The organism is Flavobacterium sp. UBA7682, from assembly GCF_002482945.1.
Classification (GTDB): domain Bacteria; phylum Bacteroidota; class Bacteroidia; order Flavobacteriales; family Flavobacteriaceae; genus Flavobacterium.
Window position 1 is genome coordinate 14,000 of sequence record NZ_DLGY01000044.1, and the last position, 23,055, is coordinate 37,054.

Here is a 23,055-nt window from a genome sequence, read left to right on the forward strand (position 1 = left end):
ATTTTGAGCCTATGGAAACCTACATCATTGTATTGCTTTGTATTGCTTCTTTCTTTGCCGGTTTTGTTGATGCTATTGTTGGCGGCGGCGGTTTGATTCAAACTCCGGTTGCAATGATATTGATGCCCAATTTATCTGTGGCGAGTATAATTGGTTCACTTAAGATTCCGGCATTTAGCGGTACTAGTTTTGCTGCTTTTCAGTATTTGAAGAAAGTCGATATGAATTGGAAGCTGCTGTCTATTATGGCGGTCTTGGCCTTTTGCTCAGCTTTTTTAGGTTCGGCGCTGTTGAATGTGGTCAGTAGTGATTTTATGAAACCGTTGCTGTTTTTTGTTTTAATCGGATTGGCGATTTATACTTTTAAAAAGAAAAACTTCGGACAACACCAAGAGAAAGCACATACCGTTAAAAGGCAAATGCTTTACGCGGTTATCATCAGCATATTGGTTGGTTTCTACGATGGCTTTATTGGTCCCGGAACGGGAAGTTTTTTAGTGTTAGGATTTGTTTCGATTTTAGGATTTGATTTTCTTCATGCTTCCGCGAATGCAAAAATGGTCAATCTTGCCACCAACTTCGGTTCGATATGTTTGTTTGTCTTGAAAGGCAAAATCATATGGGCTTTTGCGATTCCGATGGCTTTCTCTAATGCTTTAGGCGGTTGGATTGGCGCCAAATTAGCCATAAAAAAAGGAAACGACTTTATTAGAAAGTTTTTCCTTTTTGTAGTGGTATTGACGTTAATCCGTTTTGGATATGATGTTTTTATAAAATAATTACCATTCGCTGAAAACAACACTGTCATTTATGGTAAGACGAGTAATGTGCTTACAAGTGGTCCCGAATGGCGCTAAAGGTGTCCAACTTTTAGCATAAAACAGTGTAATTTTTTTTCCTTCAAAATCTTTTTTGGCTTTAGCCATTTCAAATCCGTTTTCAAAACCGCGATTGATATAGTAGGTAGTTTTGTGGTTTTCCAATTTAAAAACCACATCTTTAACACCACCTTCATAAACTGATTTTACGGTCCCGGAAACTTCAATGGAATTTTCTTTGGAAGTATCAATCGCCGTTGATAAAATAATAAAAAAGGCAACAACGAAAAATAGGATAAAAATATAAATAGCTTTTTTCATGGTTTTAGTTTTATGGTTATCTCTAAAACGAATAAAATCACTTTTTATTATTCATTTCATTTAAAAATTGAGACCAAACATCACGCCATCGCCTTGATAACCATTTTGATAGGTACGAACATAATCGATTCTCAAAACTCTGAATTTCCCAAAGCCTAAATTGCTTAAACCGGCAGAGAATTCTTGATAAGGATTTCTATCGGGAACCGCCAGGTTCTTAAAGCCTAAAACTAATTTTGATTGCAATTTGTTCAACAACGGAATTTTATTCATGATAAACCCTTTGTCGTTGTATTCCATATGCGTTTCAAAATAGCTGTCGTTGGTACTGGCTAAATAGTAAGGTAAAAAGTTAAATTGATTGGTATAAGAACTGCCAAATACCACATGGGTTTGGTTTCCGTTGAAATGATTATAATCAACAAAGGAGATTCCTTCTGCATTAAAGAACTTTCCGGCCTTGGTGTTGATGGCTATTGCGCCTTTATTGCCCATAGTTAAATCATAGGTTATTCTGGTCGAAATTTTATCATAATTGTATAGGTTCTCACTTCCGCCTAATCCTTTTTCATAATTTAGGGAAACGGTTGGGTATTTGTCGTTCCCGAGATTGTATTTCCCGTCAGGACGTGTGATGTATTGTTGGCCAAATTTTATTCTGGCACCAACATTTAGTTTAACCAAATTATGTCTGTCAATCGCTGATGTAGTATAGTCAAAAGGAAGCAAAGGATTATTCGAAGTATATAAATCTTCTGATTTGATTACAGTATAATCTGTAGTGTTGAAGAGCGGTTTTCTTTCTGCATATTCAAGACCTAAACTCATGTTTAACCCATTGAACATTTCTCTTGAAAAATTAGCAGCGATATAATTCTTCTCATACAATTTCATAAAGTTGTTTTTGAAAAATAACGTACTTATGGAATTAATCAACTTTGAAATTGGCTCTTCGCGGTTGAACTGATTGACCGAATTCCCGCCAAAAACAGAAAGATAAGATTTTGATTTGTTGCTTAGTTTTGACGAAAAATAAGCCGTTGGTCTAAATCTCTCGTCTGAAAAGCCATACGCCAAAGACGAACCAAATTGATAATAAGTGTTTTTGTCTTCGTTTCTTTTAAAGTAAGACAAACCAATACTGGTATTATAGCCTTGAACGGTGTTGAAAGAAGTGTTTAATAATGGTCCGTTGTAATTTATCGACCATTTTTTATAAGAATTAGAATAGCTGTAACCATTTAAAACATCCATCAAGCGGAATTTATTTTTTTTGGCATCAATTGAATCTAAATATACTTTTGACTTTTTCTTTTCTTGAAGCGCATCTTTCTTAATATAATCGGTGGTTTCTTCAGAAGTTAAAGGCACGGGACGAATGGTGTTCCAAAAAGCATCGTCTTTTTTATTGGCATTTTCTTCAAATCGGATAACTTCTGCTGTAAATGTTTTCTTTTCAAATTTTTCTGGAAAGGCGAAATTTGAAAACACATAAGTAAATCTTCCGGAGATGTTCACGCCTAACATTCCGGCATCAAAATCTAAAGTTTGTGTATTTTTTGCCCAGATTCTTGAAGTGCTGTTGTAGCTGAAATTTTGTTTTAAAGTCAAAGTGTTTAACGCAGGATTTTGAATTTGCTTGCCGGTAAAACTGACATCAACTGCATAGATTGCATAAGTATCATCGACTATATAAATGTAGCCCGACATTACGGGTTCAGTTTCTCTGCGTGGAATGATTTTGATTTTGTTAATCTGTTGGCGATTTTCTGTAAAAAACGAACCTTCAAATTGGTATTTGTAATAGTTGAATGCGTTATCTGCTATAGGGGAAACTACATTAGTATCAAATTCTAAATAATTTTCATAAAAATCAAAATTGGCAGACGAAGCATCGTTAAAACTAAAGCCGTTGTCATTACCGCTGACTTTGGAAGCCAAGATTTCTTCCTTCATTTTATCCGGTTTTTGAAAAGTAACTTTGGAAACGGTTTCGGACAAATATAAAATACCGCTTCGTGTAGAGTCAATTACCTCGTCAAAGAAATCGAGTTTTTGCCCTAAGATTGTTTTGGGTAAATTTTTAACTCTAAAAATACCTCTCGAATAAAAATCGGCAGTATATCTTGCTGTTTTAGCAGAGTTTTCTTTTTTGTTTTTGATGGCATTCCTAATGATTTCATTTGCCGGATTGTCTTTTGGATTGATGACTACTTCATTTAAAATGAAATTTTCTTCAACCATTACAATCTCTAAAACGACAGGTGTTTTATCAATAGTAATTGTTTGCTTGTTGGTCTTAAAACCTAAATACTGAAAAATAATAGTGTGTTGTTTTCCTGGCGTTTTCAGATTTAATTCAAATTGCCCTTGGTCGTTACTGGTGGTTCCGTTATAGGTGTTTTCCTCGAAGATGTTTACAAAAGGCAATGGATTTCCTTTTTCGTCGGTGACTTTTCCTTTGACTTGTGACAAAGCGATTGTAGAAATAAATAAGAATACGGCAGAAAGTAGTTTTTTAGGCATGTTAAAGATAAATTTTAGAGTTTATAAGAATGATTGCAAAGCCAATTCGTAACTTTTTAACCCGAAACCAATGATAATTCCTTTAGCATTTGGAGAAATAAAAGATTGATGGCGAAAAGTTTCTCGAGCAAATGTATTAGAAATGTGTACTTCAATTACCGGTGTTATGATAGCTTTAACAGCATCGCCTATACCAACCGATGTATGTGTGTAAGCTGCCGCATTGAGAATAATGCCGTCATAGGTAAAACCTGTATCCTGAATTTTATCAATTAGTTCGCCTTCAATATTACTTTGAAAATAGTCCAAATCGATTATAGTGTATTTACTTTTCAATTCTTCAAAATAGTTTTCGAAGGTCTTGTTACCATATATTTCCGGTTCGCGTTTTCCTAATAGGTTGAGGTTTGGTCCATTTATTATTATAATTTTCATACAATTTGATCTTTTTGTAAATGTATAAAGAATCTTTAACAGTGAAAATTAATGTTTTTTGATGATTTTATGTTGAGGTGCAAGCATTGAAAGTGGTTTTTTGTATTTTCCTATTAGTGCTCTTTTTTTTAAAATCTTTATGAGATGGCAACATTTCCTTGTAAATCAATAGTGTAGCTTGTGAAAATTGTTAACAAAAATGTTAATAACTATAAAGAGGTCTTTGGCTGCTTAAAAAGGATTAAGAATAATTTAGTCTCACTAATTTTAAAATTAATAAACATGAAAAAAATTATTTTAACTGTTGCTGCAATATGCGCTTTTGGGTTTGCTAATGCACAAGACAAAGGTGGTTCAAGCGACATGAGATTTGGTGTTAAAGCTGGTTATGCCAACACTAACTTTGGTGGAGATGCAGATACTGATGCTGCTTCAAACTTCTACTTAGGTGGTTTAGTAGATTTTACTATTTCTGAGAAATTCCACGTTCAACCAGAGTTATTATACTCTATGGAGGGTGCTGATAACCCAGAGACTGGATTAAATTTCGTTAGAATACCGGTTATGGCTAAGTATTACATAATGGAAGGTTTAAATCTTCAAGCTGGACCTCAATTTGGTTTTGTTGCAGGAGGAGATGCTATCAAAGATTCATTGAAATCATTTGATTATGGTTTAGGAATCGGTGCCGGTTATGAATTGGAGTCAGGATTATTCTTTGATGCTAGATATAACTTAGGTTTAGCAGATTTGAACGATACTGGAGGTGATGCTAAAATTTCTACAAATTCATTTAATGTTGGTTTAGGATACAGATTCTAATCAGTTTTAAAGATTATATTTTAAAACCTCTCGTTATGAGAGGTTTTTTTATATCCATACATTTCGTTTATTTGTAATATGAACTGGAACAGCTATATCAAGAGTTTTCAATCTTATTTAAAAATTGAAAGAGGCTTGTCAAAAAATACAGTGGCTAATTATACTTTTGATTTGGAAAGATTGTGCGCTTTTTTAAGTGCTGCTAATATCAATGTTTCTCCCGAAAAAATTAAGGAAGAAACCATTCAACAGTTTATTTATGAAATCTCTAAAGAAGTCAACGCGCGTTCGCAAGCCCGAATAATTTCAGGATTAAAGAGCTTTTTTACGTATTTAATTTTTGAAGATTTTCGTTCTGACAATCCGATGGAATTGATTGAAGCCCCAAGAATAGGCAGAAAATTGCCGGATACCTTATCAGTGGAAGACATTGATAATTTAATTGGCGCCATAGATTTGGCCACACCCGAAGGTGAACGCAACAGAGCGATGCTCGAAACTTTATATGGATGTGGCTTGCGTGTTTCCGAAATAATTACTTTGAAGATATCTGACTTGTTTTTTGAAGAAGGCTTTATTAAAATTACAGGTAAAGGCAACAAACAGCGATTTGTTCCGATAGCCCAATCTACCCAAAAGTTTATCGGACTCTATAAGCAATCAATTAGAAATCATATGGTTGTTGCTAAAGGTTTTGAAGATACTTTGTTTTTAAATCGAAGAGGCAAACAACTTACGAGAGCTATGGTTTTTACTATTATAAAAACTTTAGCTGTTAAAATCAATTTAGTTAAAAATATAAGTCCACATACTTTAAGGCATTCTTTTGCTACCCATTTACTTGAGAATGGTGCTGATTTACGTTCGATTCAAATGATGCTTGGTCATGAGTCAATTACGACGACTGAAATCTATGTTCACTTGGATAGGAGACATTTAACACAAATCATCAATACATTTCATCCGAGAAAAGCGTAGTTTATCGGTTTTTTTGTTTAATATTGCAAAGTCTAAGACAATAATCCCCAAATCTGTTTTTAAAATGAAGTTCAACAACCTATTTGTTGTGGATGATGATAAGATGCACCACTTTATTATCAAGAAGTTGCTCGAAAAAAATAATATTCAGGTCAATCCATGTTTTTTTGAGAATGGACTAGATGCCTTGAGCGATTTAAAAGCCAAACTTAATGAAACCGAAAACCTTCCTGATTTAATCTTATTGGATATTAATATGCCTGTTCTCGATGGTTGGCAATTTTTGGAGGAATTTAGTGAAATAAGAAAAAATGTCTTAAAAGAAATCACCATTTATGTTGTAAGTTCTTCTGAAGATTATTTCAATTCTGATAAACTCGAACAATTTAAGAGTTTAATTGCGGAATATTATGTGAAGCCGATGACTGGCGATGTGATTAAAAAGATATTTACCTAATAAAAAAGGCGACCAATAGGTCGCCTTTTTTATGCAGTACTTTTAATTATTTAGCGATATTCACCGCTCTTGTTTCTCTGATTACAGTGATTTTTACTTGCCCCGGATAAGTCATCTCCGTTTGAATCTTTTGTGAAATTTCAAATGATAGGTTAGAAGCCATATCGTCACTTACTTTTTCACTTTCTACAATCACACGTAGTTCGCGACCGGCCTGAATTGCGTAAGCATTCTTAACGCCGGTAAAGCCAAAGGCAATGTTTTCCAAGTCTTTTAGTCTTTGGATATAAGAATCAAGTACTTGACGTCTTGCGCCTGGTCTTGCGCCTGAAATTGCATCACACACCTGAATAATCGGAGAAATCAAATATTTCATTTCAATCTCGTCATGGTGCGCTCCAATCGCGTTGCAAACTTCTTCTTTTTCGCCATATTTCTCAGCCCATTGCATTCCTAATAAGGCATGTGGTAAATCACTTTCTGTATCTGGTACTTTACCAATATCGTGTAGTAAACCGGCGCGTTTTGCTAATTTTACATTCAATCCTAATTCAGCGGCCATGATTCCGCAAAGCTTGGAAACTTCACGCGAGTGTTGTAATAAGTTTTGTCCGTATGAGGAACGGTATTTCATTCTACCAACTACTTTAATCAATTCAGGATGTAAACCGTGAATTCCTAGATCAATAACTGTACGTTTACCAACTTCAATGATTTCATCGTCGATTTGTTTCGTCGTTTTGGCCACTACTTCTTCAATTCTCGCCGGGTGAATTCTGCCGTCAGTTACCAATTTGTGTAATGACAAACGAGCAATTTCTCTTCTCACCGGATCAAAACACGATAAGATAATTGCTTCCGGAGTATCGTCAACAATAATTTCAACACCGGTAGCGGCCTCTAAAGCACGGATGTTTCTTCCTTCACGACCAATGATTCTTCCTTTAACGTCATCTGATTCGATATTGAAAACAGATACACAGTTTTCTACTGCTTCTTCCGTTCCAACACGTTGAATGGTATTGATGATAACTTTTTTAGCTTCTTGTTGCGCTGTTAATTTAGCTTCTTCAATGGTGTCTTGGATATGCGACATCGCTTTGGTTTTGGCTTCCGCTTTCAAGCTTTCTACCAATTGCTCACGAGCATCTTCAGCAGACAGACCTGAAATCACTTCCAATTGCTCTACCTGACTTTTGTGTAGTTTTTCAAGCTCTTGTTGTTTCTTGTCTAACAGCTCTATTTTACTATTGTATTCATTTGTTTTGGCTTCGTAATCGTCATTGACTTTTTTGGCTTTGGCCAATTCGCTCGATACTTGAGATTCTTTATCGCGTGTTCTCTTCTCTACTTCGGCTATTTTTTTGTCTTTGTTTAAAATCTCTTTTTCATGCTCTGATTTTAATTCTAAAAACTTCTCTTTGGCTTGAAGTAGTTTGTCTTTCTTAATGTTTTCAGCCTCAACGTTAGCATCTCTTAAGATAGAGGTAGCCTCTTTTTTAGCGTTTTTAATCATATTAGAGACGTTGCTTTTTTCTAGGAATTTTGCAATTCCAAAACCTCCGGCAACGCCAACGATTAACGCAATTATAGTTAATGTAATTTCCATGTTTTGATTGTGTTTATATATAAAAAAAGCCTACATTAGGTGAATGCATAAACTCGTAAGGACAAGTTTTGAGCTAACTCGTTGGTCAAGGATCCACGATAAAAGTGGCGTGCTTTAGTAACGATGATTTGCTCATTCTAAATTGTTAGTGTTGAGTTTACCAATTAAAATCTAATGTAGGCGGTATTGTAATCTATGTTAAGAACGTTATTTTTTATCGAGATAGTCGAACAATAAATCATTAATTTTTTTTAATCTGTCCAGAGTTTCTGTACCATCAATGGAATTGTCCACTTGCTTTTGTTCTACTTGCGAGGCAAATTGTAAAGCGCACATGGCCAATACATCTTGTTTGTCGCGAACGGCATAGTTTTCTTCGAATTGCTTAATCATTGCATCAATTTTTTTAGAAGCACTTCTCAGACCTTCTTCTTGCGAAAGATCTACCGTTAACGGGTAAACTCTGTCGGCTATTGATAACTTTATTTTAAGCTTATCCTCCATATTTTAGTCTGATAACTGCGCTATACAGTAATCGATCTCTCTGATTAATGAATTTATTTTAAGCTTTGTATCTCTTTTATTTTCTTCACCGCCTAATAATGAATTGGCCATTTTGAGGGATTCACATTCTGATTTCAATGCTGTGATTTCGTCAGTTTTCTTTTGAATCAATTTTGCAGCTTCTTGCAATTCTGTTCTTAATGCCATAGAATTTTTCTCCAAACTGTCTATTTTCATAAAAAGTTTTTCAATCCTATTTTCAACAGAATCAATTATTTCTGCAATTTCACTCATAAATTACTTTATTCATTACTTACTTTACAAAGTTAGGATTCTATTTTGTTTGCACAATATTTTTGACAATTATTTATTCCTTGTTTTTAAATGAAATTATAATATTTTGTTTTTTAACGAGTTATAAATTAAAAATCACGATTGTAAATTTTAACTCACTTTTTTGTATCTTAGCTAAAACAACTTTTGGATGAAATATATCTTGTTTTTGTGTTGTTATTCAACTTTGGTTTTAAGCCAAAATCAGTATCCAAAGGACTATTTTCGTTCTCCTTTGGATATTCCTTTGCAGCTTTCGGGCAACTTTGGCGAATTAAGACCCAATCATTTTCACTCAGGTTTCGATTTTAAAACCCAAAAAAAAGAAGGATTCAATGTTTATGCCGTAGCTGATGGTTATATTTCCCGAATTAAAATAGCCGAAAATGGTTATGGGAAAGCCATTTACATTACCCATTCTAATGGTTATACCTCTGTTTATGGACATTTACAATCGGGATACGGTGAAGTTGAAAAGTTAATTAAAAGCGAACAGTATAAAGCGAAATCGTATGAAATTGATTTAACATTTTCTTCCACGGATTTATTAGTCAAAAAAGATGATGTTATCGCAATTTCCGGAAATACAGGCGGTTCTGATGGTCCGCATTTGCATTTTGAAATTCGCGACACCCAATCCGAGAAAATTATCAATCCGATGTATTTCGGCTTCGATTCGGCAATAACCGATTCGAAAAGACCAATTCTTAACAGCTTGTTTGTTTATCCTTTAGATAATAATTCGATAGTCAATCAATCAAAAAGACCAATTGCGGTCAGTATTTCACAACAAGCAGACGGAAGTTATATCGCCGAAAAAGTGTTGGCGACAGGGAAAATCGGTTTCGGAATTACCACTTTTGACTATGATGATGTTTCCTGGAATGCAAATGGAATTTTTAGAGTACAAACTTTTCTGAACGGCAAAACCAATTTTAGTTACAAGTTTGACACTTTTGCTTTCGATGAAACGCGTTATGTCAATGCGCTAATTGATTATGGCCGCTATAAAAAGTTAGGACAACGCGTTCAGAAACTGTTTGCTGAAAATGCATATCCACTGAGCATAATCCAATCCGGAACCAATGGAGGAATCATTTCAGTTACTTCCAATGTAACTCAAAACTATAAAATTGAAATAGCCGATTTTAGCGAAAATGTGACTAGAGTTTTTATCCCGATTGACTATTCACCATTACCTTCTAAAGTCTACGAAGAGTCAATTACATCCAAATATTTAGTCAAAACCAATAAAGAAAATGTCTTTTCATTAGAAAATGTCACTGTTTCTATTCCGGCGAATGCTTTTCTAAAAGATTTCTACATGGATTTTGAAGTCAAAAACGGATTGTTGCATTTGCATGATGATTTGGAACCGGCTTTCGCCAATATGACGATAACTTTTGAAGACAGTATTACTGCCGAAAACGAAAGACAAAAAATGTTTATCGGTTCCATTGATGGTAAAAAAATCTACTATTACCATACTAAACGCTACAAAAATTCGTTTACTGTTTATTCCAAATATTTGGGAGATTACAAATTATTCAAAGACAGTATGCCGCCAAAAATCAAAATTGATAAGAAAATCGGTGGTAAATGGATTAGCCAACAAAACGAATTGATATTCACGATTTCCGATGATTTGTCAGGCATCAAAAGCTACGAAGGCACGCTCAACGACAAATGGATTTTATTGGAATATGAACCCAAAACTAAAAAACTGATTCATCGCTTTTCAGATGGTATAGTAGCCGAAGGGAAAAACGATTTAAAAGTCGTCGTTAAGGATAATGTTGGAAATTCTACTATCTTTGAAACACATTTTTTTAGAAGTCAAAAACCTTAATTATATCCTTTGAGAACAAATCAATTCCTTTTTACGCTCCTTTTTTTAGCGTTCAGTTGCATCACTTTTGCCCAAAATCAAACGGCTAAAGTCGCCGGAGTCGTACTCGATGAAAATAACAGACCAGTTGAAAATGTTAACGTAAGTTACCAAACCAGATCAGCGACTACCGATGCAAACGGTTTCTATGAAATATCTGTTCCGGCCAATCAAAAAGTGGTCTTGGTGTTTACACATACATCGTTAAAAAGTATAACAGCAACTTTTCAATTAAAACCTGCCGAAAACTTAGAATACCATGTAGTAATGAGTGAAAAAGCCGAGCAACTAAATGATGTGGTAATTACCAGTAGTAAAAGACGAGTTCAAGGAATTACCTCAATCGAACCGGAAACTATTCGTAAAAATCCTAGCGCCATGCCCGGAGTAGAAAGCGTTTTGAAAACTTTTGCAGGCGTAAATGCTAACAACGAATTAAGTTCGGGTTACAACGTCCGTGGTGGAAATTACGATGAAAACTTAGTTTATGTCAACGAAATAGAAGTCTATCGTCCGTTTTTAGTTCGATCCGGTCAACAAGAAGGATTGAGTTTTACCAATACCGATATGGTGCAAAACGTCGATTTTTCTGCCGGTGGCTTTCAAGCGAAATATGGCGATAAAATGTCTTCTGTTTTAGATATTACTTACCGTAAACCAACAAAATATAGCCTGACAGCCGAAGCCAGCTTGTTAGGCGGAAGTGTAACCGGAGAAGGTATTTCGAAAAATAAAAAATGGTCAGCCATAACCGGAATTCGTTACCGCGACAACTCACTTTTTGTAAACAGTCAGGAAACGCAAACCAATTTCCGACCAACTTTTATGGACGTACAAACCAACGTTAATTTTAGTCCAAATAAAAGATGGCAATTCAGTTTTTTAGGAAATGCATCGCAGAACAAATACAATTACCAACCGTTGACGCGTCAAACCAATTTTGGAACCATAGATGAACCGATTGCGTTGCAAATATTTTATGATGGTCAAGAAAAAGACAAATACCAAACGCTTTTTGGTGCACTAAAAACCACTTTTGTTAAAGACGAAAACAATAATTTCAGATTAATTGGTTCGGTTTATCATACACAGGAACAAGAGTATTTCGACATTTTTGCAGCTTATTTTTTAGGAGAAGTCGATACCAATATCGGTTCAGAAACTGTAGGCGAAGTGACGTACAGTCAAGGTGTCGGAACGCAATTAAATCATGCTCGTAACGATTTAGATGCCTTAATTATTAACGCAGAAGTCAAAGGAACCCATTTCGTAAATAACAAAAAGCACCAAATCGATTGGGGTTTTAAATACACTCGTGAAAATATTCGCGACAGAATCGTAGAATGGGAAGTAATTGACTCAGCCGGTTTTTCTTTAAATCCGCCCGATTTTGATTTCCCAAATGACCAACCTTATAATCCTTATGTTGGACCTTTAGTACCATATCAAAACGTTAGAGCAACTAATTTCATCGACATAGACAGATTTTCAGGGTTTGCCCAATGGAATACTAAAACTGAAATGGGTAACAGTCAACTATGGATTACAGCCGGTGCGCGTTTTCACAATTGGACAGTATCAGGTGATGGTATTTCAAATGCGAAAAGCCAAACCGTTTTCAGTCCGAGAGCACAATTTGCCCTTAAACCGGATTGGGACAAAGACATGATATTCCGTTTTGCTGCCGGTTTGTATCACCAACCGCCATTTTATCGCGAGTTGAGAGATATGGATGGCAATGTAAATCCAAATGTAAAAGCACAGCAATCGATTCATTTCGTGTTGAGTAATGACTATAATTTCAAAATGGCAAAACGTCCTTTTAAATTGGTTACCGAAGCCTATTACAAAACTATGACGGACGTAAATACTTATACTTTGGAAAATGTTAGGATCCGTTACCGCGCCAATAATGATGCGGAAGCGTATGCTTATGGTTTAGATATGAGATTAAACGGAGAATTCGTTCCCGGAACAGAATCTTGGTTGAGTTTAGGTTATATGAAAACGGAAGAAAACCAAAATGGCAGAGGCTTTATAGCGCGTCCTACAGATCAAAGATTGAAAGTTGGAATCTTATTCCAAGATTATATGCCGAATTTACCTAATATGAAATTGTATCTGAATTTGGTTTACAACACCGGTTTGCCGGGCGGTTCTCCATCTTATGCAGATGCTTATACTTACCAAACCCGTTTGCGTGATTACCGTCGTGCCGATGTTGGTTTCTCTTATGTTTTAACCGAAAGAAACAATGAAAGACCGGATGGTCATTGGCTGAAAAAATTCGAGGACTTGTCCTTTGGTTTTGAAATTTTCAACTTGTTCAACAATCAAAATGCCATTACCAATACTTGGGTTCGCGATGTTTATACCAAAAATCAATACGGAATTCCAAATTATATGACTACGCGAGTTTTCAATATAAAGCTGACCGCAAAATTGTAGAAATAATTCACTATTTTTGATTACAAATTATTTTGAGATGAAAAATTATCCTTTCTATATTTCCTTGATTTTAGTGCTGACTTTGGTAAGTTGCAAAAAAGAAGAAGCGCCAAAACCCAAAGTGATTTATCAAGATCCTTCAAAAGTTAAAACCGAAGTTCCTGAAGATACCAGTCAAATTGAAATTGCCGATTTACCTATCAATATGGATGGAACCAATTACTTGATTTTTCCAATCGGAACGATTTCTAGTGACAAAAAAGGCATAAAATCTTCTTATGATTCTAATACGGGTTATACGGTTTCTAATTATGGCGAATACCAAATTACCGGTTATTTGCAGAATTTGAAGTTTCAAGAAATAGGGCAAGACACGATTTATGCCTTGACCGAAAAAAATGTGTTGATAGAAACGGCTACTTATTTAAAAGGCATAGCCGACAAAGCCAAAAAGCAACTGATGGTTTTTACCTTGGCGGATTTAGATACCAATAAAGACAATAAAGTCAACAATAGTGACATCAAATCACTTTACTTGAGTGATATTTCAGGGAAAAACTTTACTAAAATCTCTACTGATTTTCAGGAATTAATTGATTGGAATATAATTGAATCCAGAAACAGGTTGTACTTCAGAGCTATTGAAGACACTAATAAAAACGGTGCCTTCGACAAAGAAGACACACTTCATTATTATTATGTTAATCTTTTGGATAAAGAATGGAAAGCCATAGAGATTAATCCATTACCTTAATTTTTAGATTAAAATATCGCTCTCTAAATCGGATTTTTCAATCTCAAAATCAAACCCTAATTTGGAGACCAATTCAATCACCAACTTTTTATACCAATTTTCCGATTTGGGATGAATATAGATTTTTTCAATCATTTGATTGATATCGACATCAATTTTTAAACCGTCATTGATTTTAATGTCCTTGTCGGATAAATCGGCAATGATTCTGACTTCGCCTTCGTATTGAAAACTTTTTCGCTTAAACAGGAACGGAAAAAACATATCGTCAAACGGAATATATTCCTTTTTGTAATCGATATAATTGACTTCGCCAATGTATTGTTTGAAATCTTTTTCGGCTTCCAAAGCTTTTTGCAAACGACCAATCGTAGATTGAATGGCTAAACCTTCACTATTTTGGGTAAAAATCTGCCACATGGCAAACGATTCGTATTCGTTGATGTGCCAACTGCTAACCACCACTTTTTCGCGGTGTGATTTGTAATACGCTAGGAATTCAGGATTGTTTTCGGAAAGTTTTTTGATTTCTTCAAATGTTGGTTCGCTAAAAGTACCTTCGTATTGGTCTTCAAATTTGTCCGAGCGAGACATGAACAATTGTCCGGAAAGCAATAAGTCGAGAAATTTCGACAAGTCCAAATATTTCCAAACTACCGTATTTGGATCTTCAGGCAGTTTGATATTTGGATTGTTTACATACATTTTGGAATTATGAATTACGAATTACGAATTACAGTCAATAAAGACCAAATATAATACCTTAAACTTCTAATAATCTAAATATCTAACAATCTAATCAAAAGATTGCATGGTTACCAATTTGGAATAAGTTCCGTTTTTGGCCAAAAGTTCGTCATGTGTTCCTTGCTCCACGATTTCTCCTTTTTGCATTACGACTATCATATCGGCTTTTTGAATAGTCGAAAGTCGGTGCGCAATAACTACTGAAGTTCGGTTTTGCATCATGTTTTCCAAAGCTTGTTGGACTAATCTTTCACTTTCGGTATCCAAAGCTGAAGTTGCTTCGTCCAAAATCATAATCGGTGGATTTTTTAAAACCGCACGAGCAATGGACAAACGTTGTTTTTGTCCACCCGATAGTTTGTTTCCGCTGTCGCCGACATTCGCATAAATTCCGTCCGGTAAATCTTTTACGAATTCGTAGGCATTGGCAATTTTCAAAGCTTCTATGATTTCTTCATCAGTGGCGTCTAATTTGCCCAAAGCAATATTGGCCTTAATCGTATCGTTGAACAGAATAGAATCTTGTGTTACCAAGCCCATTAAACCGCGAAGAGAATGTAAATCCATGTCTTTGATGTCGACATTGTCTATCGTTATTTTACCTTCATTTACATCGTAAAAACGCGTCAATAAATTGGCAATCGTACTTTTTCCCGAACCGGATTGACCAACTAAGGCGACGGTTTTTCCTTTTGGAACTTGAAGCGAAAAGTTCTTTAAGACGTTTTCGTCTTCGTATCTGAAATTGATGTTTTCTAAGGTGATTCCGGATTCAAAAGTCGATTTCTGAACCGCATTTTCTTTGCTTTCAATCGGGTTTTCTTGTTCCAAAATTTCTAAAATTCTTTCAGCAGCAGCTTCTCCTTTTTTGACACCATAACTGGCTTTTGAAATCGCTTTGGCCGGTGTTAAAATGTTATAAGCCAATCCCATATAGCCAATAAATTTTGCGCCCGAAAGCGTTCCTTCCACTAAAACCATGCTTCCACCGTAAACTAAAAGTACCGCAATGATTAAGATTCCCAAGAATTCACTTAAAGGTGAAGAAAGGTTTTGACGGTTTAGAATTTTATTGTTCAGGTGAAAAAATCTATCGGTTGAATTAGTGAATTTCCCTTGGAATACTTTTTCACTATTGAAACCTTTAATAACTTTTAATCCGCTTAGCGTTTCTTCTATAATGGATAAAAAATAACCTTGTTCAATCGCCGCTTTATCTGATTTTTTCTTAAGTGATTTACCTACTTTGGAAATGATAAAACCGGATATTGGAATAAATATGAAAACAAACAGCGTTAATTTGACACTGATAAAAAACATCGCGCCAATAGTAAATAAGATGGTCAAAGGCTCGCGGACAATCAATTCTAAAACCGACAAAAAAGAATGTTGGATTTCCAAAACATCCGAGGTCATTCTTGAAATCACATCGCCTTTTCTTTTTTCTGAAAAATAGGAGATAGGCAACTCTACTGATTTCTTGTACATTGCATTTCGAATGTCTCTTAACACCCCATTTCTGAGAAAAGTAATAAAATACATCGCCCAATAATTACACAAGTTTTTCAGTAAAAACAACGTAATAATCAGTGTAATCATGATTAATAAAGTGTATTGTTGGCCTTTAGTTTCGTTGAAATGAGAAATGTAATAACCCATATAATTTTCCACAAAACTACCAATGTGTTCTATACCTTCAAAAACCGGTTTTGTAGTGATTTTATTGTCTTCTTTAAAAAGCACGGACAGCATCGGAATCAGTGCCACAAAAGAAACAGCGCTGAACAAAGCGTAGAAAACATTAAAAAAAATGTTTAAGTAAACGTACTTTTTGTACGGACGGATAAAAGGAAATATCTTTTTGATGCTACTCATTAGTTCAACTGCATTTCAGAAATGATAGTGGTGATTTTTTGGTCCAAATAAGCTTCGGCAGCCGGAATTTCTCCTAAATTTTCTATAGCGGTATTGACGCTGAAATAGAATTTTATTTTCGGTTCCGTTCCGCTTGGACGGGCACAAATTTTTGAACCGTCTTCTAAATAATAAATCAACACATCTGATTTTGGAATTAATAAGCTTTCCGTTTCGCCGGTCAACAAATTTTTTGCCGTAGAATTTTGGTAATCTTCTACCATAATAACCCGTTGTCCATTGATTTCAGAAACCGGATTGTCGCGCATGTCAATCATCATTTGTTTGATTTCATTCGCGCCTTCGATTCCTTTTTTGGTAATTGAAATTAGGTATTCTTTGTAGAAACCAAAATCCACATACATTTGTTGCAAATATTGGTAAACGGAACTGTTATTTTCTTTAGCCTGTGCTGCAATTTCACACATTAATAAAATCGCACCAACAGCATCTTTATCGCGAACGGCATCGCCAACCATAAACCCAAAACTTTCTTCGCCACCGCCAATGAATTTCAACTCAGGAAAATCTTTGATAAACTTGGCAATCCATTTGAAACCGGTCAACCCGACTTTGCATTCCACACCATAAGCTGAAGCCAATTCGAGCATCATTGGTGTTGAAACGATTGTAGAACCGATGAATTGTTTGCCGTCAATTTTGCCTGCTTTTTTCCATTGTTCCAATAAGTAATTGGTCATAACAACCATCGTTTGATTTCCGTTAAGGAGAATCATTTTATTGTTGTTGTCTCTAACGGCAACGCCCAAACGGTCGCTGTCAGGATCAGTTCCAAAAACGATATCGGCATTTAATTTTTCTGCCAAAGCCAAAGCCATGGTCAACGCTTCAGGTTCTTCGGGATTGGGTGAAACTACGGTTGGGAAATCACCATTAGGTTCAGCTTGTTCCGGAACAATATTTACATCCGTATATCCAGCTTTTGCTAAAACATTTGGCACCGATTTTATGGAAGTTCCGTGTAAAGAAGTATAAACAATTTTCAAATTCGCTTTTGCATTTACCGAAGTGTTAAAACTTGCATTCGCAACAGTTGACTCTACAAATGCATTGTCAATCTCTATATCAATGTATTCGATTAAATTATTATTGGCTTCGAATTTAATTTCGCTGTATTTTAAGTCTTCAATCACTTGAATGATTTCTTCATCTTGTGGCGGAACGAGTTGTCCACCATCTTGCCAATATACTTTGTAACCGTTGTATTCCGGCGGATTATGAGAAGCAGTTAGTACAATTCCGGCATGACATTTTAAATATTTTAAAGCAAAAGACAATTCCGGAGTAGGTCTCATTTCTGAAAACAAATACACTTTGATGCCATTAGCCGAAAAAACATCGGCAACCACTTTTCCTAAAGTGTCACTGTTGTGACGACAATCATAAGCAATTACGACTTTTAAGTCTTCGCCAGGGAATGATTTTTTTAAATAATCAGAGATGCCTTGCGTATTTTTACCCAAAGTATATTTGTTGATTCGATTGGTGCCAACACCCATAATTCCGCGCATTCCACCGGTTCCGAATTCTAAGTTTTTATAGAAACTCTCCTCCAAATTTTTGGGAGAAGTCGTCATCATTTCTTTGATCTGGTTTTGGGTGTCAACGTCAAAAGTTGGTGTCAACCATTCGTTTACTTTGTCTAAAATAGCTTGTTCGATATGCATGGTAATTGTTTTATTATTGAAATGAAGTCGTTATAGATTCACTTCGCTTGAAATTTTATAACGCTCTTCATTGTTTTTGGTTCGAAGTATAATTTCGCCCAAAAATCCGGCTAAGAATAATTGGGAACCAATAATCATTGAAGTTAAAGCAATATAGAAAAGAGGGTTTTGTGCTACTAAAATGGTCGGTTCATGAAATACAAATAATTTCATCAGTTTAATTCCTATGATTAAAAATGTAGAGATGAAGCCAATGATAAACATGACAACACCTAGTGCTCCGAAGAGATGCATCGGGCGTTTGCCATATTTTGAAAGGAACCAAATCGTTATCAAATCTAAAAAGCCATTGATGAATCGGCTCATGCCAAATTTAGATTCGCCATATTTTCGCGCTTGGTGAATGACCACTTTTTCGCCTATGTTGGAAAAGCCTGCATTCTTGGCCAAAACCGGAATATAACGGTGCATTTCTCCCGAAACTTCGATGTTTTTAATGACAACACTTTTGTAGGCTTTTAAACCGCAGTTAAAATCATTCAAATAGACCCCAGAAGTTTTTCTCGCTGCCCAATTGAATAGTTTAGAAGGTAGGTTTTTAGCAACCACCGAATCATAACGTTTCTTTTTCCAACCGGAAACTAAATCGAAATTTTGATTAGTCACCATATCAAACAAACCCGGAATTTCGTCCGGGCTGTCTTGTAAATCGGCATCCATCGTGATTACGACATCGCCTTTGGCTTTGGCAAAACCCGCATGCAAGGCTTGTGATTTTCCAAAATTTCTGAGGAAACGAATGCCTTTTACATTCGGGTTTTCTTGGGAAAGTTTTTCAATAATTGTCCATGAATTATCCGTGCTTCCATCATCGATGAAAATAACTTCATAGGAATAATTGTGGGTTGTCATGACTTTGACAATCCATTGGTGTAATTCGGGTAAAGATTCCTGCTCGTTAAGAAGCGGAATTATTATGGATAGATTCATCTATAATCCTTGATTCGATTTTGATTTGAAAATGGCGGCTAAAATTAAACCGAAAATCGCTTGAAACACTAAGCCTATAGCAAAACCAAACATTAGATTGCCTAATGAATAGTTGTCGGTTTCTGCCATTTTTTGCATGGTTTCATTGATTGTTGCTGCCGGTGTACCAAATTTTTCCATCATTTCTTGTGTATACTTTAAAGTAATTTCTTTGATGGTTTCTTTGGCTTGGGTATCGATAAAATTGAATAAAACATAATTGTAAACGGTTGAGATAAAAGAACCAATTACTGCGGCAATAAAATACACTGTAAATGCCTCTTTGAAGGTGATGTTTCCACCTAATTGTTTTTTTGTTTTGGATACTAATACCACTCCAATAACAATTGAGATTACGATTGCAACTATACCAATCCACCAACTTGTGAACAGTTGTAAGTCAATTACATAAATTGCCGTTGTAAAAAGAACTGAAAAAAGTCCTAAGATAATTCCAAAATTGATTCCGTTTTTCTTAATAATTTCATTCATGGTTTTTAGGTTTTAATTAATTAACAAATATAGTAATTCCGCAATTACTTACCAGTAAGTTTAAAACAATTAAAAAAAGTTACAGTTCGCTTTGATTTTTGTAAAAAAGTTGTATTTTTGCACTCTCAATTTAAAAAAGAAATTAATAAAAGTTGTAGCCAGTTTACACCTTTCAAAGTGAAAGCTTCAAAACGAACTACTTCAAAACAATAAAAAGATTTATCATGAAAAAAGGAATTCACCCGGAAAATTACAGATTAGTTGCTTTCAAAGACATGTCAAACGAAGATGTTTTTATCACTAAATCAACAGTAGAAACTAAAGAAACTATCACGCACGAAGGTGTTGAATATCCAGTTTTCAAAATGGAGATCTCTAGAACTTCTCACCCTTTTTATACAGGTAAATCTAAACTTATCGATACTGCAGGACGTATTGATAAATTCAAAACAAAATACGCGAAACACGCAAAATAGTAGTTTCAGAGTTCAAATTTTAGGAAGACCATTCACGAAAGTGAGTGGTTTTTTTATTGAATAAACTTTGCCTAGGCTTTGTCGAACGGATTTTTTTTATAAACTTTGGACACACAACTGATAACAAACAAAATGAACTACATACTTTTTGACGGAACTGTTCGCAATGCTCTTCTCCCTTTTACTTTTACACGTCCGGTTGCCGATATTCGTGTCGGGATTTTAACCATACGTGAAAAATGGGAAAAACATTTGGGTTACACCACGACTACTTTAACCGAAGAATACCTTTCCGAAAAGTTTCCAATGGTGGAAATGGAAGAGAACGTAATGATTAATGCTTCTTTTTTACCAAATGATGTTTTGGCAGAAATGGTAAAAAGTCTCGAAAATAACCAAGCTATTTTTCAAGGTGAAGAAGTGGTTGCTTTTTTTACCAATGATACACAGGAAGAAGTCGATTTTGATTTCTATGAAATCATTGAATACAACGAAGAAGGCTTAAGAATCGAGCACACTTGGGATATTTTCGCCAAAAATGACGCTGCTTTGAGAGAAGATTTCGAATTAATCACTGAAGACAGACATTCCCAACCGATTCCAAAAAGTGTCAATGTCATTTCGCCCGAAAATATTTTTATTGAAGAAGGAGCAAAGCTTGAGTTTGTAACTTTAAACGCTTCAACCGGACCAATCTACATCGGAAAAAATGCAGAAATCATGGAAGGTTCAGTCATTCGCGGGCCATTTGCGTTATGCGAATCGGGTCGAGTGAAGTTGGCTTCCAAAGTATATGGTGCGACTACTGTTGGACCACATTCTGTGATTGGCGGCGAAGTGAGCAATTCGGTTTTAATGGGTTATTCGAATAAAGGACATGACGGATTTTTAGGCAATTCTGTTTTAGGCGAATGGTGCAATATCGGAGCCGATAGCAATAATTCCAACCTGAAAAATAACTATGAAGAAGTGCGTTTGTGGAGCTACGAAACTGAAGGATTTGCCCGAACCGGTTTGCAGTTTTGTGGTTTAATGATGGGCGATCACAGCAAATGTGGCATCAATACGATGTTCAATACAGGAACGGTGGTTGGTGTTTCTGCTAACATTTTCGGTTCCGGATTTCCACGTAATTTTGTGCCGAGTTTTTCTTGGGGCGGCGCTTCGGGTTTCACAACTTATTTGACTTCAAAAGCTTTTCAAACGGCTAAAATTGTGATGGCTAGACGCCAAGTTGAATTCAGTGAAGAAGACGCGAAAATTTTGGAACACGTTTTTGAAATTACAAAAAAATACAGGAAAGAGTAAATTTGAACTCGATTATATTTACCGTTAATTCGCAAATTGAAAATAAGTAATTTGCGAATTAACGGTTTTTAATTTTAACTGTTTTATTAATAGAAATTTAGTTTGTAAATTTGCCCACTCAATTTTTTGACAACGATTTCATCAATTGAGCAATCTTATGGAACAAAAAAAGAAAGTCGCCTTTTATACTTTGGGGTGCAAATTGAATTTCTCCGAAACTTCTACCATTGCGAGAAACTTCCAAGACGAAGGTTTTGACCGCGTCGATTTTGAAGAAGTTGCCGATATATACGTGATTAATACCTGTTCGGTAACGGATAATGCTGATAAACAATTCAAGCAAGTTGTCAAAAAAGCCATGAAGCTCAACGACAAAGCGTTCGTTGCGGCTGTGGGTTGTTATGCGCAATTAAAGCCGGAAGAATTAGCAGCAGTTGATGGTGTTGATTTGGTTTTGGGTGCGACAGAAAAATTCAAAATCACCGATTATATCAATGACTTGTCCAAAAACGATATGGGTGAAGTGCATTCGTGCGAAATTGAAGAAGCTGATTTTTACGTCGGCAGTTATTCCATAGGCGACAGGACGCGTGCTTTTTTGAAAGTACAAGACGGTTGCGATTATAAATGTACGTATTGTACAATTCCGTTAGCCAGAGGAATTTCTCGTAGTGATGCTTTGGAAAACGTTTTAAAAAATGCGTTCGAAATTTCACAACAAGGTATCAAAGAGATTGTTTTGACCGGTGTCAATATTGGTGACTATGGCAAAGGCGAATTTGGCAACAAAAAACACGAACATACTTTTCTTGATTTGGTCAAAGCTTTAGACGATGTTGAAGGTATTGAAAGACTCAGGATTTCTTCTATTGAACCCAATTTGTTGAAAAATGAAACCATAGAATTTGTATCCCAAAGCCGAACATTTGTCCCACATTTTCACATTCCATTGCAAAGCGGAAGCAACGATATTTTAAAGAAAATGAAACGTCGTTATTTGCGTGAAGTGTATACCGAAAGGGTTTCTAAAATCCGCGAAGTAATGCCTCATGCTTGTATTGGTGTTGATGTGATTGTTGGTTTTCCGGGTGAAACAGATGAACATTTTTTGGAAACTTATAACTTCTTAAACGAATTGGATATTTCATATTTGCACGTGTTTACCTATTCAGAAAGAGACAATACCGAAGCTGCTGAAATGGATGGCGTTGTACCTGCGAATGTGCGTTCGAAAAGAAGTAAAATGCTTCGCGGTTTGTCAGTAAAAAAACGCCGTGCTTTTTATGAAAGCCAAATCGGAACCAACCGAACGGTTTTATTCGAAAGCGAAAACAAAGAAGGCTACATTCACGGTTTTACAGAAAACTATGTGAAAGTAAAAACCCCTTGGAATCCAGAGTTGGTCAATACTTTACACGAAATCAATTTGTCAAGAATCGATGAAGACGGAAGCGTTAGAATGGAGTTCTTAAACGTTGAAGCTTAAATATAAAAACCCTGAAAACTAA

Annotated in this window: 21 protein-coding genes and 1 other RNA gene; 10 read left to right on the top strand and 12 right to left on the bottom strand. The window is 35.5% G+C overall.

The features are described from left to right. Window positions 1–11 precede the first annotated feature (11 nt). The gene (locus B3C16_RS12280; protein ID WP_291132085.1) at window positions 12–779 is read left to right on the top strand and encodes a sulfite exporter TauE/SafE family protein; all 768 of its coding nucleotides are present in this window, start codon (window positions 12–14) and stop codon (window positions 777–779) included. On the opposite strand, the gene B3C16_RS12285 is transcribed toward B3C16_RS12280, so the two are convergent. The 3 genes from B3C16_RS12285 to aroQ are packed head-to-tail and all read right to left on the bottom strand — an operon-like array spanning window position 780 to window position 4,100. Continuing rightward, a complete protein-coding gene (locus B3C16_RS12285; RefSeq protein WP_291132087.1) occupies window positions 780–1,139 on the bottom strand; it encodes a hypothetical protein in 360 nt (119 codons plus the stop codon). A 60-nt stretch (window positions 1,140–1,199) separates the two neighbouring features. Beyond that, entirely contained in the window at window positions 1,200–3,665 is a 2,466-nt protein-coding gene (locus tag B3C16_RS12290) for a DUF5686 and carboxypeptidase regulatory-like domain-containing protein (protein WP_291132089.1), read from the bottom strand. 21 nt (window positions 3,666–3,686) lie between these two features. Then, window positions 3,687–4,100: a type II 3-dehydroquinate dehydratase gene (aroQ, locus tag B3C16_RS12295; RefSeq protein ID WP_291132091.1), complete on the bottom strand. Its 414-nt coding sequence runs from the start codon at window positions 4,098–4,100 to the stop codon at window positions 3,687–3,689. A gap of 282 nt (window positions 4,101–4,382) precedes the next feature. On the opposite strand from aroQ, the gene B3C16_RS12300 reads away from it, so the two are divergent. The 3 genes from B3C16_RS12300 to B3C16_RS12310 all read left to right on the top strand — a co-directional run bounded on the left by B3C16_RS12300 (window position 4,383) and on the right by B3C16_RS12310 (window position 6,357). Further along, window positions 4,383–4,922, top strand: a complete 540-nt coding sequence (locus B3C16_RS12300; protein ID WP_291132093.1) for a porin family protein — start codon at window positions 4,383–4,385, stop codon at window positions 4,920–4,922. Window positions 4,923–5,000: 78 nt separating this feature from the next. Further along, complete coding sequence (xerD, locus tag B3C16_RS12305; RefSeq protein ID WP_121314900.1) at window positions 5,001–5,900, top strand: site-specific tyrosine recombinase XerD; 900 nt, start codon at window positions 5,001–5,003, stop codon at window positions 5,898–5,900. A gap of 64 nt (window positions 5,901–5,964) precedes the next feature. Continuing rightward, a complete protein-coding gene (locus B3C16_RS12310; protein WP_291132096.1) occupies window positions 5,965–6,357 on the top strand; it encodes a response regulator in 393 nt (130 codons plus the stop codon). 46 nt (window positions 6,358–6,403) lie between these two features. Here B3C16_RS12310 and rny read toward each other — a convergent pair whose 3' ends face one another. From rny to B3C16_RS12330, 4 genes are all read right to left on the bottom strand, one after another. Further along, window positions 6,404–7,966 carry a ribonuclease Y gene (gene rny, locus B3C16_RS12315; RefSeq protein WP_121314898.1) on the bottom strand — a complete coding sequence of 521 codons (1,563 nt, stop codon included), beginning with the start codon at window positions 7,964–7,966 and terminating at the stop codon, window positions 6,404–6,406. 49 nt (window positions 7,967–8,015) lie between these two features. Continuing rightward, a non-coding RNA gene (gene ssrS, locus B3C16_RS12320) (6S RNA) lies at window positions 8,016–8,123 on the bottom strand. 50 nt (window positions 8,124–8,173) lie between these two features. After that, window positions 8,174–8,470 carry a cell division protein ZapA gene (locus B3C16_RS12325; protein ID WP_121314897.1) on the bottom strand — a complete coding sequence of 99 codons (297 nt, stop codon included), beginning with the start codon at window positions 8,468–8,470 and terminating at the stop codon, window positions 8,174–8,176. Window positions 8,471–8,473: 3 nt separating this feature from the next. Further along, window positions 8,474–8,764: a hypothetical protein gene (locus B3C16_RS12330; protein ID WP_291132102.1), complete on the bottom strand. Its 291-nt coding sequence runs from the start codon at window positions 8,762–8,764 to the stop codon at window positions 8,474–8,476. Between the two features lie 190 nt (window positions 8,765–8,954). Here B3C16_RS12330 and B3C16_RS12335 point away from each other — a divergent pair, with 190 nt between their 5' ends. Genes B3C16_RS12335 through B3C16_RS12345 form a run of 3 tightly spaced genes read left to right on the top strand, consistent with a single transcriptional unit; the run spans window position 8,955 to window position 13,893 of the window. Further along, a complete protein-coding gene (locus B3C16_RS12335) occupies window positions 8,955–10,652 on the top strand; it encodes a M23 family metallopeptidase (protein ID WP_291132104.1) in 1,698 nt (565 codons plus the stop codon). Between the two features lie 9 nt (window positions 10,653–10,661). After that, complete coding sequence (locus B3C16_RS12340) at window positions 10,662–13,139, top strand: TonB-dependent receptor (protein ID WP_121314894.1); 2,478 nt, start codon at window positions 10,662–10,664, stop codon at window positions 13,137–13,139. Between the two features lie 37 nt (window positions 13,140–13,176). After that, window positions 13,177–13,893, top strand: coding sequence for a hypothetical protein (locus tag B3C16_RS12345; protein WP_291132107.1), 717 nt, complete (start codon window positions 13,177–13,179; stop codon window positions 13,891–13,893). Between the two features lie 3 nt (window positions 13,894–13,896). Here B3C16_RS12345 and B3C16_RS12350 read toward each other — a convergent pair whose 3' ends face one another. From B3C16_RS12350 to B3C16_RS12370, 5 genes are all read right to left on the bottom strand, one after another. Then, entirely contained in the window at window positions 13,897–14,598 is a 702-nt protein-coding gene (locus B3C16_RS12350) for a hypothetical protein (RefSeq protein ID WP_291132109.1), read from the bottom strand. A 90-nt stretch (window positions 14,599–14,688) separates the two neighbouring features. After that, window positions 14,689–16,515, bottom strand: a complete 1,827-nt coding sequence (locus tag B3C16_RS12355) for an ABC transporter ATP-binding protein (RefSeq protein WP_291132110.1) — start codon at window positions 16,513–16,515, stop codon at window positions 14,689–14,691. After that, on the bottom strand, window positions 16,515–18,242 hold the full coding sequence (locus B3C16_RS12360) for a phospho-sugar mutase (RefSeq protein WP_291132112.1): 1,728 nt from the start codon (window positions 18,240–18,242) through the stop codon (window positions 16,515–16,517). Before B3C16_RS12360 ends, B3C16_RS12355 begins: the two co-directional genes overlap by 1 nt. A 30-nt stretch (window positions 18,243–18,272) precedes the next feature. Further along, window positions 18,273–19,232: a glycosyltransferase family 2 protein gene (locus B3C16_RS12365; RefSeq protein WP_121314885.1), complete on the bottom strand. Its 960-nt coding sequence runs from the start codon at window positions 19,230–19,232 to the stop codon at window positions 18,273–18,275. Beyond that, complete coding sequence (locus tag B3C16_RS12370; protein ID WP_121314884.1) at window positions 19,233–19,763, bottom strand: DUF4199 domain-containing protein; 531 nt, start codon at window positions 19,761–19,763, stop codon at window positions 19,233–19,235. Between the two features lie 224 nt (window positions 19,764–19,987). On the opposite strand from B3C16_RS12370, the gene B3C16_RS12375 reads away from it, so the two are divergent. From B3C16_RS12375 to mtaB, 3 genes are all read left to right on the top strand, one after another. After that, window positions 19,988–20,239, top strand: coding sequence for a type B 50S ribosomal protein L31 (locus B3C16_RS12375; protein ID WP_121314882.1), 252 nt, complete (start codon window positions 19,988–19,990; stop codon window positions 20,237–20,239). 132 nt (window positions 20,240–20,371) lie between these two features. Further along, on the top strand, window positions 20,372–21,547 hold the full coding sequence (locus tag B3C16_RS12380; RefSeq protein WP_291132117.1) for a GlmU family protein: 1,176 nt from the start codon (window positions 20,372–20,374) through the stop codon (window positions 21,545–21,547). A 157-nt stretch (window positions 21,548–21,704) separates the two neighbouring features. Further along, window positions 21,705–23,033, top strand: a complete 1,329-nt coding sequence (gene mtaB, locus B3C16_RS12385) for a tRNA (N(6)-L-threonylcarbamoyladenosine(37)-C(2))-methylthiotransferase MtaB (RefSeq protein ID WP_291132120.1) — start codon at window positions 21,705–21,707, stop codon at window positions 23,031–23,033. The last annotated feature ends 22 nt before the right edge of the window (window positions 23,034–23,055 follow it).